This window comes from Sphingobium sp. LSP13-1-1.1 (assembly GCF_040676415.1).
In the GTDB taxonomy this organism is placed as follows: Bacteria; Pseudomonadota; Alphaproteobacteria; order Sphingomonadales; family Sphingomonadaceae; genus Sphingobium.
The window spans coordinates 1-14,763 of sequence record NZ_JBEGHU010000007.1 but is presented as its reverse complement, the minus strand read 5'-3'; the positions used below and the strand labels follow the sequence as shown (position 1 = coordinate 14,763).

The 14,763-nt window shown below is 61.1% G+C and carries 17 protein-coding genes and 1 tRNA gene; 12 read left to right on the top strand and 6 right to left on the bottom strand.

Features of this window, described 5'->3' with window-relative positions; genetic code table 11:
- Positions 1-50: 50 nt before the first annotated feature.
- Positions 51-566, bottom strand: a complete 516-nt coding sequence (locus MRBLSP13_RS05990) for a phosphoribosyltransferase (protein WP_133654616.1) — start codon at positions 564-566, stop codon at positions 51-53.
- A gap of 4 nt (positions 567-570) precedes the next feature.
- On the bottom strand, positions 571-1,560 hold the full coding sequence (locus MRBLSP13_RS05985) for a bile acid:sodium symporter family protein (protein WP_363735449.1): 990 nt from the start codon (positions 1,558-1,560) through the stop codon (positions 571-573).
- A 120-nt stretch (positions 1,561-1,680) separates the two neighbouring features.
- On the opposite strand from MRBLSP13_RS05985, the gene MRBLSP13_RS05980 reads away from it, so the two are divergent.
- Positions 1,681-2,436, top strand: coding sequence for an enoyl-CoA hydratase-related protein (locus MRBLSP13_RS05980; RefSeq protein ID WP_363753388.1), 756 nt, complete (start codon positions 1,681-1,683; stop codon positions 2,434-2,436).
- Here the strand turns inward: MRBLSP13_RS05980 and MRBLSP13_RS05975 are convergent.
- From MRBLSP13_RS05975 to MRBLSP13_RS05965, 3 genes are all read right to left on the bottom strand, one after another.
- Positions 2,433-3,326 (bottom strand): DMT family transporter, encoded by an 894-nt coding sequence (locus tag MRBLSP13_RS05975; protein WP_363753437.1) that lies wholly within the window; start codon positions 3,324-3,326, stop codon positions 2,433-2,435. The two genes, MRBLSP13_RS05980 and MRBLSP13_RS05975, sit on opposite strands and share 4 nt — an antisense overlap.
- A gap of 95 nt (positions 3,327-3,421) precedes the next feature.
- Complete coding sequence (locus MRBLSP13_RS05970) at positions 3,422-3,736, bottom strand: hypothetical protein (RefSeq protein ID WP_133654620.1); 315 nt, start codon at positions 3,734-3,736, stop codon at positions 3,422-3,424.
- A gap of 73 nt (positions 3,737-3,809) precedes the next feature.
- Complete coding sequence (locus MRBLSP13_RS05965) at positions 3,810-4,331, bottom strand: MarR family winged helix-turn-helix transcriptional regulator (RefSeq protein ID WP_133654621.1); 522 nt, start codon at positions 4,329-4,331, stop codon at positions 3,810-3,812.
- Between the two features lie 129 nt (positions 4,332-4,460).
- Here MRBLSP13_RS05965 and MRBLSP13_RS05960 point away from each other — a divergent pair.
- From MRBLSP13_RS05960 to MRBLSP13_RS05910, 11 genes are all read left to right on the top strand, one after another.
- Positions 4,461-4,535: transfer RNA gene (locus MRBLSP13_RS05960), tRNA-Gln, on the top strand.
- Between the two features lie 219 nt (positions 4,536-4,754).
- The gene (locus tag MRBLSP13_RS05955) at positions 4,755-6,041 is read left to right on the top strand and encodes a tyrosine-type recombinase/integrase (RefSeq protein ID WP_363753385.1); all 1,287 of its coding nucleotides are present in this window, start codon (positions 4,755-4,757) and stop codon (positions 6,039-6,041) included.
- Between the two features lie 198 nt (positions 6,042-6,239).
- Positions 6,240-7,472, top strand: coding sequence for an FAD-dependent oxidoreductase (locus MRBLSP13_RS05950; RefSeq protein WP_363753382.1), 1,233 nt, complete (start codon positions 6,240-6,242; stop codon positions 7,470-7,472).
- Positions 7,469-7,885, top strand: a complete 417-nt coding sequence (locus tag MRBLSP13_RS05945) for a thiol-disulfide oxidoreductase DCC family protein (RefSeq protein ID WP_363753379.1) — start codon at positions 7,469-7,471, stop codon at positions 7,883-7,885. The genes MRBLSP13_RS05950 and MRBLSP13_RS05945 overlap by 4 nt, the downstream gene beginning before the upstream one ends.
- The gene (locus tag MRBLSP13_RS05940; protein ID WP_363753376.1) at positions 7,882-9,516 is read left to right on the top strand and encodes a precorrin-6A/cobalt-precorrin-6A reductase; all 1,635 of its coding nucleotides are present in this window, start codon (positions 7,882-7,884) and stop codon (positions 9,514-9,516) included. Before MRBLSP13_RS05945 ends, MRBLSP13_RS05940 begins: the two co-directional genes overlap by 4 nt.
- 636 nt (positions 9,517-10,152) lie before the next feature.
- On the top strand, positions 10,153-10,425 hold the full coding sequence (locus tag MRBLSP13_RS05935; RefSeq protein WP_363753373.1) for a hypothetical protein: 273 nt from the start codon (positions 10,153-10,155) through the stop codon (positions 10,423-10,425).
- Position 10,426: 1 nt separating this feature from the next.
- Positions 10,427-11,350, top strand: coding sequence for a Kiwa anti-phage protein KwaB-like domain-containing protein (locus MRBLSP13_RS05930; RefSeq protein ID WP_363753370.1), 924 nt, complete (start codon positions 10,427-10,429; stop codon positions 11,348-11,350).
- A gap of 206 nt (positions 11,351-11,556) precedes the next feature.
- Entirely contained in the window at positions 11,557-12,120 is a 564-nt protein-coding gene (locus tag MRBLSP13_RS05925; RefSeq protein WP_363753367.1) for a hypothetical protein, read from the top strand.
- A gap of 2 nt (positions 12,121-12,122) precedes the next feature.
- Positions 12,123-12,470 carry a hypothetical protein gene (locus MRBLSP13_RS05920; RefSeq protein ID WP_363753364.1) on the top strand — a complete coding sequence of 116 codons (348 nt, stop codon included), beginning with the start codon at positions 12,123-12,125 and terminating at the stop codon, positions 12,468-12,470.
- A gap of 11 nt (positions 12,471-12,481) precedes the next feature.
- Positions 12,482-13,576: a hypothetical protein gene (locus tag MRBLSP13_RS05915; RefSeq protein ID WP_363753361.1), complete on the top strand. Its 1,095-nt coding sequence runs from the start codon at positions 12,482-12,484 to the stop codon at positions 13,574-13,576.
- A 238-nt stretch (positions 13,577-13,814) separates the two neighbouring features.
- Positions 13,815-14,378, top strand: coding sequence for a hypothetical protein (locus MRBLSP13_RS05910; protein WP_363753358.1), 564 nt, complete (start codon positions 13,815-13,817; stop codon positions 14,376-14,378).
- Here MRBLSP13_RS05910 and MRBLSP13_RS05905 read toward each other — a convergent pair.
- On the bottom strand, positions 14,366-14,635 hold the full coding sequence (locus tag MRBLSP13_RS05905; RefSeq protein WP_363753355.1) for a hypothetical protein: 270 nt from the start codon (positions 14,633-14,635) through the stop codon (positions 14,366-14,368). The genes MRBLSP13_RS05910 and MRBLSP13_RS05905 overlap by 13 nt on opposite strands.
- Between the last annotated feature and the right edge of the window lie 128 nt (positions 14,636-14,763).

The window sequence follows — 14,763 nt, the reverse complement described above, 5'->3', positions numbered from 1 at the left end:
TACACATGTACAATAATCGCCTGCCCACGGCAATGGCGGGAGGACGCGTCCTATGCGGTCCTTTCCGGCACGTCGCTCCAGTCGGCCAATATGCTGTCGCGGTTGGCCACGGCTTCCCACGGGAATACGAACCAGTCCTTCGTGACGCTGCGGTCGATCCTGTCCGCGCAATAGTCCACGCTCGCCGCGGACCGGATATTGTCCATCAGGACGGCAAAGCGCGCTGATCCCGCCGGAGCGGTGGCCAGGGCATGGCGTACGGCGTTGATCGTCCGTCCGCTGTCGTTGATGTCGTCGACGAACAGCAGCCTTTCGCCGGCTGCGGCGCGCTCCGCCAGTCTGGCGAGCAGCGCATCGCCGAAGTCGGGCAGCTTGGCCGAGAGATCGACGGACAGCATGGCGATTCCAGTGGCATGGCTGAGATAGGTGGCGGGAACGAGGCCGCCACGGCCCATGCCCACCAGATAATCGGGTCGCCATTGCGACGCTGTCATGGCCCGGACCAGCGCGTCGATCTGACCGAGAAAGGCATTCATGGTGATGGGCGTCAGGATCGGCTGGTCCATCGCGTCACGTCGCCGCAGCCAGATGCGCCCTGGCGTCTGCCGCCGCGCCGTAGCGGCGCGCCAGCACCGCACAGGCCATCAGCTGGATCTGATGGAAGAGCATGAGCGGCAGCAGGATCGGTCCCACCGCGTTGGCGGGGAACAGCACACCGGCAATGGGGACGCCCGTCGCCAGGCTTTTCTTAGATCCGCAGAATTGCAGCACGATCGCATCCTCCCGCGACAGGCCGAGCAGCCGCCCCAGCAAATGAGTGAAGAGCAGGACGGTGGCCAGCATGGCGATGCAGATCGCCGCCAGCAACAGCAATTCGCCGCGCGACACCTTCTGCCACAATCCTTCCACCACCGCCGCGCTGAAGGCGGCATAGACCACCAGCAGGATCGACCCGCGATCCACCCGACCCATCATTGCCCTGTGCCGGCTGATGAAGCCGCCGATCCATGGTCGCGAAAGGTGCCCGACGATGAAGGGCAGCAGCAGTTGCAGCAGGATATCCTCGATCGAGGAGAGCGAGATCAGGTTGCCGGTCCCGCTTTCTTCCATCGTCAGCGCGACGAGCGCGGGCGTCAGCACGATACCCAGCAGGTTGGAGAAGGATGCGCTGACCACCGCCGCTGCGACATTGCCCCGCGCAATGGCGGTGAAGGCGATCGAGGATTGGACGGTCGAGGGCAGCAACGTCAGGAACAGCAAGCCCGCACGCATCGAAGGTGGGATTGCCGTCGCCTGTCCGGTCGCAAGCCCGATCAGGGGAAAGACCGCGAAGGTCGTGCCCAGCGTCGCCAGATGCAGTTTCCAGGCCCGGGTACCGTCCCAGATCGCGTCGCGCGACAGCTTTGCGCCGTGCAGGAAGAAGAGCAGGACGATGCCGGCGTCCGCAGCGGCGCCGGCCACAGCAGCGGCGCTTCCGCGCGCTGGCAGAAGCGATGCAAGCGCCACCGTACCGATCAGCAGCAGCAGGAAAGGGTCCAGAATCTCGCGCAGGCGTTGCATTGGGTCGCCTTTAGGCAGGATGATCGGAAAAGGATAGACGCGCCTGCGCCGATCAGCCAACAGTCGCGGCGGACCAGGGCGCGCGGAAACGGGCGCAGGAACAGCAAGGAGATTCCGGTCGTGAGCGAGGGGATAGGCATCCTGGAAAATCAGGGCATTATCGAGATCCATATCGACCGACCCGACAAGAAGAATGCGCTGACCGCAGACATGTACCGCGCGATGACCTCCGCGTTGGCGGACGCGGCCGCCCGGACCGAAATCGGCGCCGTGCTGTTCGCGGGAAAGGGCGACGCCTTCTGCGCGGGCAATGACCTGAAGGATTTCATGGCCGGCCCGCAGGGCGGCGAGGCGGCCTTTGCCTTCATCCGCGCCATCGCCAATTTCGAAAAGCCGATCGTCGCGGCGGTCCAGGGGCTTGCCGTGGGCGTGGGGACGACCATGCTGTTCCATTGCGACCTGGTCTATGCGGCGCCCGATGCGCGCTTCGTCATGCCCTTCGTCAATCTGGGGATCGTGCCGGAGGCAGGGTCGAGCCTGCTGGCGCCGGCAGCGCTGGGCTATGCCAAGGCGGCCGCCATGCTCCTGCTGGGGGAACCACTGGACGCGCAGGCCGCCGATCAGGCGGGCCTTGTCACCGCGATCGTGCCGGGCGACGTGCTGCTGGACCACGCCCGGCGGAAGGCGGCGATGCTGATGGCCAAGCCGCCCCAGGCGCTGGCCGCGACGCGCCGGCTGATGAAGGGCGACCTGACGGCGTTGAACCAGCGGATCGAGGAAGAGGCGCGTCTTTTCCGCGAGACGCTTCAATCCGCCGAGGCGCAGGAGGCGTTCGCGGCCTTCTTCGAAAAGCGCGCGCCAGTTTTCCGCCGCTAACGCCGTCCGAAGCGTATTTCACTGACGATCACGGCCGCGACCACCAGTACGCCGCCCAGCAGGGCGCTGCCGGGCAGGCGTTCGCCGGCGATCCAGCCGATGAGGCCGGCCCAGACCGGCTCCCCGGCATAGATCAGCGTCGCCCGCGTCGCCGACACGCTGCATTGCGCCCAGTTCATCACGAGCTGGATCAGCGCCGTCATCAGCCCCAGGCCGCAAGCCGACAGCGTGACGATCCAGGAAAAGGGCGGAGCAGCCTCTCCCGCTGGCACCATGCAGGCGAAGGCCAGCAGGGAGGTCACCGCCAATTGGATGAAGGTGACGCGCGCCACGTCGACGCGGCCGGCCCACAGGCTGATGAAGATGATCTCCAGCGCGATGGCGAGCGTGCTGACCAGCGTCAGCGCCTCACCCCGGCCGAGCGACAGACCTTCGGCCGGCGCAGCGATCAACAGCAGCCCGACAAAGGCCAGAGCGACGCCGATCCAGCTTGCCAGGCGCGGCCGCCGGCGCAGGATGACCCATTGCAATATCGGGACCAGCGGCACATAGGCCGCCGTGATGAAGGCGGAAGTGCTGCTGGGGATTGTCTGCAAACCCCAGGTCTGGAGCGTGTAGCCGCAGAAAATGCCCGAGCCGATCATCGTTCCGGCCAGCCATTCGCGCCGCGTGACGCCGCGCAGGACGGGCAGGGCGAAGGGCAGGGCCATCAGCGCCGCGGTGCCGAAGCGCAGCCCGACGAAGAACAGCGGTCCGCTGTGCCGCATGGCCTGATGCACGATCAGGAAGGTGCCGCCCCACAGCAGCGTGATGCCGATCAGCGCCAGTTCCGGGCGCCCGATCATCAGCCGGTGGGGAGGCGAGGGGTCGGTCGCGGCGCCATGCATGATGCCGCTGGTGCTGCGGATGAGCGCTCAGGTCAAGGGCCGCCTGCGAAACGGAGGACCGTGGCGCCCTGTTCTGCCCACGGGGCCTTGCCCGGCCGTCAGTCCTTGCGCATGTCGTTGCCCGCGCGTTCCATGGCGGCGCCGACGTCGCGCTTTGCTTCGCGCGCTTCGCGTTCGGCGTCGCGCGACGCATTGTCCATGGCCGCGCCGACGCGATCGGACCCTTCGTTTATGGCATTGTCCGCCCTGTCAAGGCCCCGGTCGATCCGGGCGCCGGCCTGGTCCATCGTGTTGCTGACGTCATTGCCGATCGCGGAGCCGGCATTTTCCAGATTATCGGCCGCCTTTTCCGAGCAGGCCGAGAGGCCGAGGACGGTCAGCGCCGACATGGCGGCCAGGAATGATGTGCGCATGGTTCACCCTTATCTTGCCTTCAACAAAGACCTGATAAGCGCCCCGGCGGCGATAAGGTTGCGTAACGATCCTTCACCGGCCGCGCAAACCGAACACCATGGACCTGTCCTGATCCGGGATCAGCCCCTCCAGCACCCGCCAGAATCCGGTGACGGAGCCTTGTCCCGCCTGGGCATAGGCCGCCGCCATCTTTTCCCGCAGAGCGCGGAACAGCTCTGCCTCCAGCGCCATGCCGGCAGCGCTGAGCCGCAGCAATTTCTGCCGCCGGTCATTCGCGCCCTGGCGGGTTTCGATATAGCCCTGCTCGATCAGGTCGTTGAGCACGCGGCCGAGCGATTGCTTGGTGATCGCCAGCAGGCGCAGCAGGTCCTTGACGGTGAGGTCAGGCTGGCGCGAGATGAAATAGAGCGCGCGATGATGCGCCCGGCCCAGCCCCTGCGCGGCGAGCCCCTCGTCGATCGAGCGGGTCAGCGCGGAATAGCCGAAATAGAGCATCTCTATGCCGCGCCGGATCTCGTCCTCGCGCAGGAACAGCGGCGAAGCGGGTGCGATCTGGGACGTCGGGGCGGGGGAGGAAGAAGGGGGAGCGGGCATGCCGGTCGGTTCCAGGCTGAGAGGACAGGGCGGCGTGCATATTGGCGGTTCCGGAAAATAATGACTAGGCTTTCCTTTCGCGCGGCAGGCGCTATATGGCGGTCCGCGCCGGCATAGTCCGGCCGATGCTGGGGCGTAGCCAAGCGGTAAGGCAGCGGTTTTTGGTACCGCCATGCGCAGGTTCGAATCCTGCCGCCCCAGCCACGATTTTGGCCCATTATGACCAACAAGGTCTCAAGGGGTTCCAAAAAAATGGCCTGTTTTCAGAGGCTTGTTTCGTATATTCTGTCCCACACAGGAGCCATTCCGATCGGGCAGTCTCATGCGATTTGTTGGTCAGCCTGTTGGTAAAAACAGGAATCGAAGACGGAAAACGCGGTCACGCAGGATCGAACCCGGAACAGCTGAGCCGGAGTTCCGTTCATGCTGACCGATCAATTGCTCAACACGCTCGTTGCCCTGGATAAGCCGATCAAGAAATCCGACGGTGGCGGGCTTCATATCTTCGTCGTGCCCTTTGGGCGCAAGCGCTGGCGTCTCGCCTATCGCTTCGATGGCAAGCAGAAGACCATCGACGGCGGCGAATATCCCGCCGTCAGCCTGCACCGCGCGCGGGTCTGGCGCGAGGAGATGAAAGCCCTGCTGGCCGCGGGTACTGATCCCATCGCGCAGAAGAAAGAGGCCAAGTTCCAGGCCGTCGCCGACAAGGTGACCTTTGAGATGCTCGCGCGCGAATGGATCGAGGCCCGGCGTCCGGCCTGGTCACCGCGCTATGCCCGGCTCATCGAGGGAAGGCTGGAGAATGACATTCTCCCGGTCATCGGCGACAAGCCGATCCGCTCCATCCTGCCGCGCACGATGCTCGAAGCCTTGCGGGTCATCGAGGCGCGGGGCTCCTATGAGATGGCGCACCGCATCAAGAATCATTGCAGCGAGATATTCCGTTACGGCATTCCTGACGGGCGGTGCGAGACCGATCCGTGCCGCGACCTGTCGGCCGCCATGATCAAGCCGCCGCCGGTTCGGCACCGGGCCAAGATCGAAATCAAGGATCTCCCTGAATTTTATGCGCGCCTCAATGCGGACGCGGGTTCCGAACTCAGCCATCTTGCGTTGCGATGGACGATCCTCACCATGGTGCGCTCCCAGGAGACGCGCTTTGCCCAGTGGAGCGAATTCGAAGGGCTGGGGAGTGACGAACCGCTCTGGCGGATACCGCCCGAGCGCATGAAGATGCGTTCCGAGCATCTGGTGCCGCTGCCGCCGCAGGCCATCGATCTGCTGCGCAGGATCAGGGACATCAACCCCTATGGCAAGGCGGGCAATGAGCGGCTGGGTAAATATCTCTTCCCGGTCGCTGGCTCCCGATCGGACACGATCAGCGAGAACCGGATGCTCGACGTCATGTATCGCATGGGCCTGCGCGGCAAGGCGACGGTTCATGGATTTCGGTCGTTGGCGAGTACTGTGCTCAATGAGTCGGGGCATTTCATGCCCGACTGGATCGAGATGCAATTGGCGCACATGCCGCGCGGCGTCAGGGGCGTCTATAATGCGGCGCGCTATCTATCGCATCGGCGCAAGATGATGGCGTGGTGGGCGAAATATCTGGACGCCGCCGAAGAGGCGGCGCCCATAGCGCTGGAGGGATTTAAAGTGGCCCAGCGCAAGCAGGAAAAGGCGCTCGCCTGGTTTCGGGCATCTTGGTGATAGCAGATGACATTCGTCCTATTTGTTAGTCGACAGGATGAGGGCGACCCTTTGTCGCCATTTGCGGCCCCGATCGACGTCTCCACAAGCAGACTTCATTCATGACACACTTCAGTGCAGCATCGGGTTAGGATGCCGATTTTAAAAGGTTGCGGCAATCCTATTGGATAGGACGGTATCCTCAGCTAGACAGCCGCTATGCGGGGGCTGGATATTGCGATCGCGGGCTGCGGGCCATGCGGACTGGCAGCGGCGCTGTTGCTTCACCGTACCGGACATCATGTCACGCTGTTCGAACGCTTCGACACGCCTCGACCCATCGGGTCCGGCTTGATGCTCCAGCCCACAGGAATGGCGGTTCTTTCCAAATTGGGATTGCTGGATGCGGCGCTGGCGCGGGGCGCGCGCGTCGATCGATTGTTCGGCAAGGCGGGCAAGCGGGTGGTGCTCGACGTTCATTATACCGCCCTGCGCGACCGGGGTATGTTCGGCATTGGAATCCACCGCGCCAGCCTGTTTGCGATTCTGCACGACGCCGTCCTGCAATCAGGCATTATGGTCCATACCGGGCGGACCCTGACCGGCAGCGCCTCAGTCGGGGCGAAACGTACCCTGCGCTTTGCTGATGGTGAGACGAGCGATCCCTATGATCTTGTAATCGATGCGCTGGGCACGCGCACACCGCTGGCGCCGCCCACCGGCCGGGAGTTGGCGTATGGCGCGCTGTGGGCGAGCCTCGACTGGCCGCAGGACGCTGCATTTGATCCCCATGCGCTCGCGCAGCGTTACGACCGCGCCAGCATCATGGCGGGAGTCCTGCCCATCGGAACTCCGCCCGGCGCAACGATGCCCAAGGCTGCCTTCTTCTGGTCGCTGCGTGCAGATCGGCTGGACGACTGGCGCAAGGCCGGGCTGGCGCCGTGGAAAGCGCAGGTTGCCGCGCTCTGGCCCGACTGCATGCAGCTGCTCGATCAGATCCACGATCCAGACCAACTGACCTTCGCCCGCTACGCCCATCGAACCCTTGCGGCTCCAGCGGAACCGGCCCTGATCCATATCGGCGATGCCTGGCATTCCGCCAGCCCCCAGCTGGGACAGGGCGCCAACATGGCGTTGCTAGACGCGTGGGCGTTGGCCAAGGCTCTTGCGGCGGAGGATAGTGTCGACGAAGGGGTGCGGCATGCCATCAGACTGCGCCGCCGCCATGTGCTGACCTATCAATGGCTCACTGCGCTGTTTACACCAGTCTATCAGTCGAACAGCCGTCTGCTGCCGTTGATCCGCGACCGCTTGGTCGGACCCCTGTCCAAGCTTTGGCCCGCCACCACCATACAGGCGGCGATGGTCAGCGGGCTGGTTGGGAATCCGTTGCCGCGGCTGGGGCTGGATGGCGATCTGGCGGTCGGCATGCCCATGGCGGAGGCGGCATGATAGAAACGCCGAATGACAGCGACGGCCCGATCATCGTCTTCGACGCAATGTGCGTCCTCTGCTCCGCCAACGCCGCCTTCGTGCTGCGGCACGAAAGCGCTGGCGGCTTTCGGCTGGCGGGCATGCAGGGTGATGTCGGTGCCGCACTCTACCGCCGGTTCGGGATCGATCCGACTAATCCGGAAACGTTGATTGTGGTGGAAGATGGTCGGGCCTTGCGGGACAGCGACGCTGTGCTGCGCATATGGGCGGGGCTGGACCGTCCCTGGAACTGGCTGGCGGCATTCCGCATCGTGCCGCGCTGGCTGCGCGATCCCGTCTACCGCTGGATTGCCCGCCATCGTTATCGGTTGTTCGGCAAGCGATCATCCTGCTGGCTACCGACGCCGGAACAGGCCCGCCGCATCCTGTGAGCCGGATATTACTCCTTGGAGGCTATGGCGGTTTTGGTGGGCGCATCGCACGCCGTCTCGCCTCCGCAGGGCATGAGGTGCTGATCGCTGGCCGGTCCATCGATAAGGCCAGCGGCTTTTGCGGGGACGCGTTCGGCTTGATCCCGCTGGCGCTGGATCGCACCGAAATCGCCGCCGCACTGGAAGCGCACGAGCCAGACATGGTGGTGGACGCCTCAGGTCCGTTTCAGGCGATGGACCATAGCATTCCCAAAGCCTGCATCGCGGCGGGGATTCATTATGCCGATATCGCCGACAGCCGCGACTTTGTGTGCGGAATCCGGACGCTGAACGACGATGCCAGAGCGGCAGGCGTCATCCTCCTCTCCGGTGCCTCCAGCGTGCCAGCGCTATCGGGGGCGGCGGTGCGGCATCTGGCGCGGGGCATGGACAGGGTGCGCGCGGTCGAGATGGCGATCAGCGCATCCAACAAGGCGACGGCAGGCCCGGCGGTATCTGCTGCCATAGTGGGACAGGTCGGCCAGCCCGTGCACATCTGGCGCGGTCAGCGTTGGGCGAAGGCCTTCGGATGGCAGGAGATGCGTTCCGCCATGTTCCAGTGCGCAGGGACGGAAGCAATCACAGGGCGCGAGGTTGCCCTTGTCGATGTGCCCGACCTCGCCCTTCTGCCCGAAAGGTTGGCGGGACGCCCGGCCGTCAGCTTCCGGGCGGGTACAGAACTCCGGTTCCAGAATTGGGCGCTCTGGCTCGCCAGCTGGTTGGTGCGTTGGCGGCTTGTCCTCACTCTCGCGCCGCTCGCACGCTTCCTTCACCCTCTCCAATTCCTGACCCGTTCGCTGGGCAGCGATCGCTCCGCCATGATCGTGCGCCTGTTCGGTGACGTGGCTGGCCAAAAGGTCGAGCGCCGATGGACGCTGATCGCCGACCGGGGTGATGGTCCGGAAATACCGACCTTGTCCGTGGTGCCCATCGTAGCGCGCATCCTGTCAGGACAGGAAGCCCCAGGCGCGCGCGATGCCGGAGAGGCGCTGACGCTTATCGATTATGCCGATGCCTTCGGAAATCTGGCCATCCATCATGATACGACGGAACTGCCTGCTCCGCCGACCTTGTATGAACATATTATGGGTGATCGTTTCGGACAGCTCCCACCGGAGGTGCGCGCTATTCATGATGTGTTCCGCGATGGCGGCGCAGCAGGAGAAGCCAAGGTGACCGGTGCAGCGAACCTGGTGGCGGCATTGATTGCACGGATCGCGGGCTTTCCCAAACCCGGTACTCATTGCCTGCATGTTCATTTCCGTGAAGTGGATGGCCGCGAAAGCTGGATGCGCGATTTTGGAGGGCGGCGCTTTCAGAGCCATCTCAGCCAACGCGGTCGCTGGCTTGTAGAGCGGTTCGGACCGTTCCGCTTCGCCTTCGATCTTCCCAGCGACACTCAGGGATTAAGCATGGTCATGCAGCGATGGTGGATCGGACCCATGCCCTTGCCAGGATGGCTTGCTCCGCGTTCGACCGCCCGGGAATGGGCGGAAGACGGACGTTTCCAGTTCGACGTTCCGATTGCATTGCCTCTGATCGGGCGGCTAGTCCATTATCGCGGATGGCTGGAACCAGTAGAAAGCGGATAGCCTATCGTCGACCCTTCCCAGCCGCTCAGCTGCTAATTCTTGATCGCCAGTTGCGGACCGACTGCTATCTGAGCATTACCCAATAAAGTTGCCCCTTTGTGGTCTGGCCGTCTGAGCAATCAGAGCGCTGTGCATATTCGCCTCCAGCGTCACCTCCCGTAAAATCTGCCGAACGTCCAGCAAACATGAATCATGTTCCATTTCGGATCAAGTCTACATTTAGCTATTGACACACAGCCATTATGTATCAGTACAATTTGGCAATGAAATTCGTTCAAATTGAAAATTCGGTTGGCGATTTGTGAGTCGAGAAGCACGGTGCAGTTTCGTTTTTTAACAGCCGTTATCGTGTTCATAGGTTCATACCTGCCATTAAGTGTCATCCTCCTTGCGCAAAACTTCGATTTCTCGGCACCTGGTAAGAGGTTTTGCTGGTCGATCAATGAGGTGGGTTGTACACTCCCAATAAGAAGCCCGATCTTCTCGATCGGATTGTTCGCCCTAACGCTCATATGCTTCGGCGTGACGCTCATTGCTTTGAGAGCCATCCGTCCATCAATCAGTGTCGAGGTGACGGAGGCCGAATACGTCCCCACGGACCTCATGAATTACACGCTTCCCTACGTCGTCTCCTTCATGAGCATCGACTATCAAGAAACGGGCAAGTTCATCGGATTCCTTGTCTTCCTTGCCTGGATGTTCTGGATCACGCACCGGGCCGGGCAGATCATCTTTAATCCCGTCCTCATCGCGATGGGGTGGAGGCTGTACACAATCAGTTACCACTTCGCGGGAAGCCAGAAAGTTTTCAAGACGAGCGCACTTTCCAATGGCCACCTGGTCCCAGGCCTTCACAAGCAATATCCGCTGCAGGAAATTCTGATCATCAAGCCGGAGGATTCCGCCTAAAATGCCGATACCCCAGAACTTCGCAGACTTCGACATCGAGAATGCCGGGGTAACCGTCTGGCTCTTCAGGAAGTCAGGCGGAACTGGCGGCACCGCTCCTGTTTTTACCGGCCGTTGGATCGCTACCACCGACGAGTTGGAGGTGGCGCTCAAAGAGGCGGTAGCCGACGCCCGCGATGCCATTGAAGAGGTAAACCCCTACGGTCTTCTCGCCCAGAACAATGAGGCGAGCGTCCTCAACATAGGCACGCTCGAAACCCATGCCGATCTAATCGTGGCTGCGGCGGCCGACGCGCTTCAGCAGCGCAAGGTCCGAAACCTTGGACACGTGCAGAACACGGATTTTTACGTGATCAGGCTCACGAGCGGACCGAACGTCCTACATGCCGTGCGGAAGACGGATACTTCTTGGCGATCGAACCGACGCGGAAACTTCATTGACGTGCTATTCCGCGACGAGGGCCTCGAACTGGACGACGCTCCGCAATTCTCCCTCTCCAAGTACGTCGACTTCTTCATCCTGGACGACCAGATCCTGATTAAAGAAAAGACCAAGTTTGAGTCGATCGTGAGCTATCGCCAAGCGCATGCGAATGACTTCGTCGAGCTTCAGGCCGAGCCGCTTTTTTCCGGTCTTTTCACCAACCTTGCGCCACTCGTCGCCTTCGTTGGAACAAACAAGATACAGCTCCGGAGAGTCTGCGCCATTCGTCAAAAGGGACACTATCAGGACCAAGCCTTCATGGACCGGCTGCGGCAACACCATACCCAGTACCAGCTCAATCTCGAGTTCGATGCAAATGGGCTCATCCAGCCCACCGCCGAAACTTGCGCCGACATCATTACCGCACTGCTCGACCACAGGCTGTCATCGGCGTTTTCGGAGAACGTTTACGACGTGCCGGACGCCACGAGGGTCAATTAAATGCAGCCGTGGGTAAAATCCAGCGATCGCGACGGGCAGGTCTGTAAGTCTCTCTCTCATTAGGCCTGTTGCAAAGGCTGCTTAAGGCTCACGTGGCTGGCAGCACCGGAAATTGAATACGTCCCCGCCATCTGCCTTCGGACAACGCCTTGCGTCACTCATGCGAATCATGTATCTCACGTGCATAAAGTGAGATTGAGGTCGTTGTGATTCTGGACGTTGCGAAATTAGCTGGCAGTGAGATTCTTTCGGGTGCCCCAAGCGGCCGGCAGCTTTATGCCAAGTTGGTTGAGACGCTGCCGGAGGAGCCTGCCCAGCCTGAGCCACTTTTCCTCGACTTCCGCGGCGTCCAGATTGCAACCGCAAGCTTCCTTCGGGAATCGGTTATCGCATTCCGGACGTTCGTGCGCAGTCGCAAATCGAACTATTATCCGGCAATCGCCAACGCTGTTACGGATATAATCGATGATCTTGTCGAAGTTGTGCAACCACGCGGCGACGTCCTAATGCTGTGCGTACTCGATGTGGATGGCGAGCTTATCCGCTGTCGCCGGATCGGGACGCTTGATCCCATGCAGCAGCTCACCTTCGACCTTGTGAGCCGCCATGGTGAAACGACAGCAACTCGTCTAATGGAAATAGAAAAAGGCGACGTCAAAGTTACTGCATGGAATAATCGACTTTCCTCATTGTCGTCTCTGGGTTTAATTAGTGAGCAGTCTCGGGGACGGACCAAAACCTACAAACCTATATTCGCGTGCGGGAGGTGAAGGTGGGAGCTGACTTTAAAGCAAGGGCCAAGCGGTCTTTTGAGAAGTGTTGGGATAATGCGGCAGTTGCGGCTAATACGCCGGATCTGTTCGCACGCGGGATTGACAGCGCTCCCAGCCGCTACGAGGCCGAAGCTATTGGCGGTGCAACGGTTTCCGTAGGCGAATCCTTCTCCGTTCGCATGGAGAGCGGCCAGCTAGTGGGACGGCGCGGAACCTCGCCCGTTATCCTTCTTGCCAATCCCACCCCAAATCTCCGCCTTTCGATCGAACAGGGTTGTAACATCGCGCGCGCAAGTGTCGTCGCTTCCGATCCGATCAGCGGCATTTTCGAGGTCACCATCCATTAAAAGGTAAGTGCATGTCCCGCGAACAGCGTGCTTTCAAACGTCTCTGGAGCAAACCCGGCGCGCCCATGTCGTTGGGATGCATCGGCTGCCCTGAGAAAGGCATCTGCGGAGGGCAGACAGTAGACGGGGGAAGCTTCAGTTGTCTGGATCAATGCTGCGGCAGTCCCGTCACCTGCCAGATCGTCTGCCCTGACGCCCATATTTATGCAGATCGTATCCGGGAGGTAAAAGGACTCGCTCTCGACACAGCTCGCGGTCCGCTGCTGCCAATAGACCAACTTCCGCCATATGTTCCCATGTTCTTTCATGGAAGCGCGCTTGAGAAGACGGTTGATACGGCGATAATCGCAATCCCATTGTATCGATTTTTTGACCGTAACGGCGATTGCCGCTTCGAAGATCTTCAATCGGTCCGAGAGGCTTTCAAGCTGGCACCGGTAACGAAGATCATTTTGTCCGGCGTTGCCCAAGACCGTGAGGTAGAGAAGTGGTGGAAACTGGAGCATCTGGGGCGGGTCAAGGCGATCGGGAACCTCCGACGCCTCGGCATAGCGATGGTTACCACCCCTAATTTTAGCCTGATAGTGGATCGTCCACGTTGGGATGATCTCCACTCTATGCGCCGCATCGTCCTCGCCTATCACGAACTCGTGTCAGAAGGGCAGCCTGCCGCGCTCCATGTGAACGGGCGGGCGGCAACAGATTTCGAGCGGTGGGGTGACTATATCGCAGGCCACCCTGAAGTCACCCACATCGCTTATGAATTCACTACCGGAACCCGCAATCCCGATCGAATGGTTCAACATGCCAGCTGGCTAGCTGGATTGTCGAGAGCATCATCACGTCGCCTGGGCCTGTTGCTCCGCGGCGGATCCTTGGTGAGCGGATTACTTGCTGAGCATTTCGACGTGAGCTTCATCGACAGTTCTCCTTTCGAGAAGGCACAGCACCGCCAGGTTGCCGTCCTTGATGAGCAGGGCCAGCGCCGGTGGGATGAGCGGCCCACCACTACAGGTCAGCCGGTAGACCAACTGCTTGAGGAGAATATCCGCGTGTCCAAGCTCTGGTTCGCGTCCAACATGCCGAAAGCCAAACTTGCAGCCTGATCTTCTCACCCCGCATTTCGACTACAGCGTTGTCGATGGACTTGGCAGATCCTGGCAGCGCGGACAGTCCCCCAATATGGACGGGCGATACTTTCGCGCTCGAGCAATCGGTCCGCTTGTCGAAGTCGTAAATCTTGGCTCCGCTGAGAGACTGCACCAAATCCGGCAAGAAAGCTGGCTTAGCGACGGCTCGCTCGAACCGCTCCTAGATGCGTTGCTTGCTAGGCCGACATATTGGATGGCCCAGGATGCCCGGCAAGGGTTCATAACCGGCGCGGGGATCGAGAATGAAGAAGCGCTTTCAAGTTTCAAGATCGATGCGCACAAAGCGGCAAAAAATGCGGGCTTTGGAATGCAGGCTGGCTTGATCGTGGCTGCGTTGGGCGAGCTTGTGGGCAACGTAATTGATCACTCGCAGAACCCGGGTTCAGCCGCGGCGTTATTCTCGGCCGGCAGGGGAGAGTTTGAGTTCGTCATCACTGACGATGGGATAGGAGTTTTGGACAGCCTCACCCAAAATCCCGAACATGCAATGCTGAGCGATCATGGCGCAGCACTCCAGGCAATGGTGGAGGCGGGAGTATCACGTTTCGCCAGAAACACCGGTCATGGTAATGGCTTTCGTCCAATCTTCGAAAAGCTGGCGGATATGACGGGCGAGCTCCGGTTCCGATCCGGCGACTATGTTCTCACCCTTGACGGACGATTTGGAGACAGGATTGCCCGTCAGACCAATCAGAAAGCGCGGATGCGGGGCTTTCTCGCGGCAGTGAACTGCAAGATAGCCGCTCAACCCAGATGAGCTTTAAACTTGTCCAGCCATGCCTTTGCCATGGTGGAAAAAGGGGCGTCATCAGCTGCGGCTTCCTTAAGTTCCGCAAGAGTACGGTCACGCAGCAACCGAAGCTTTGAACCAACGCCAGCCGCCGGGGTTCCCACTAGCGCGGTGACGGCCGCCGGCTGTTCTAATTCGCAGATTGATTCAGCAAGTTCGACGACCAGATCACCAAGAAACTCAAGCCGTCGAAGCAGGCGAACCCGGTCCTCTACGAGCTTCAATTGAGGTGGTGTCGGCAATTCGGACAGGGTGATAAGCTCATCCCGACCTGAAGGAATGGACGGGAATGAAGACGACGAGAAAGCGCTACAGCGCCGAGTTCAAGGCGAAGGTGGCGATGGAAGCGATC

Coding starts and splice junctions, on each gene's coding strand:
- MRBLSP13_RS05910 (WP_363753358.1), top strand. CDS start 13,815: ATGGCCCAGGATGCCCGGCAAGGGTTCATAACCGGCGCGGGGATCGAG.
- MRBLSP13_RS05990 (WP_133654616.1), bottom strand. CDS start 566: ATGGACCAGCCGATCCTGACGCCCATCACCATGAATGCCTTTCTCGGT.
- MRBLSP13_RS05955 (WP_363753385.1), top strand. CDS start 4,755: ATGCTGACCGATCAATTGCTCAACACGCTCGTTGCCCTGGATAAGCCG.
- MRBLSP13_RS05930 (WP_363753370.1), top strand. CDS start 10,427: ATGCCGATACCCCAGAACTTCGCAGACTTCGACATCGAGAATGCCGGG.
- MRBLSP13_RS05970 (WP_133654620.1), bottom strand. CDS start 3,736: ATGCGCACATCATTCCTGGCCGCCATGTCGGCGCTGACCGTCCTCGGC.
- MRBLSP13_RS05935 (WP_363753373.1), top strand. CDS start 10,153: ATGAGCATCGACTATCAAGAAACGGGCAAGTTCATCGGATTCCTTGTC.
- MRBLSP13_RS05945 (WP_363753379.1), top strand. CDS start 7,469: ATGATAGAAACGCCGAATGACAGCGACGGCCCGATCATCGTCTTCGAC.
- MRBLSP13_RS05915 (WP_363753361.1), top strand. CDS start 12,482: ATGTCCCGCGAACAGCGTGCTTTCAAACGTCTCTGGAGCAAACCCGGC.
- MRBLSP13_RS05965 (WP_133654621.1), bottom strand. CDS start 4,331: ATGCCCGCTCCCCCTTCTTCCTCCCCCGCCCCGACGTCCCAGATCGCA.
- MRBLSP13_RS05985 (WP_363735449.1), bottom strand. CDS start 1,560: ATGCAACGCCTGCGCGAGATTCTGGACCCTTTCCTGCTGCTGCTGATC.
- MRBLSP13_RS05950 (WP_363753382.1), top strand. CDS start 6,240: ATGCGGGGGCTGGATATTGCGATCGCGGGCTGCGGGCCATGCGGACTG.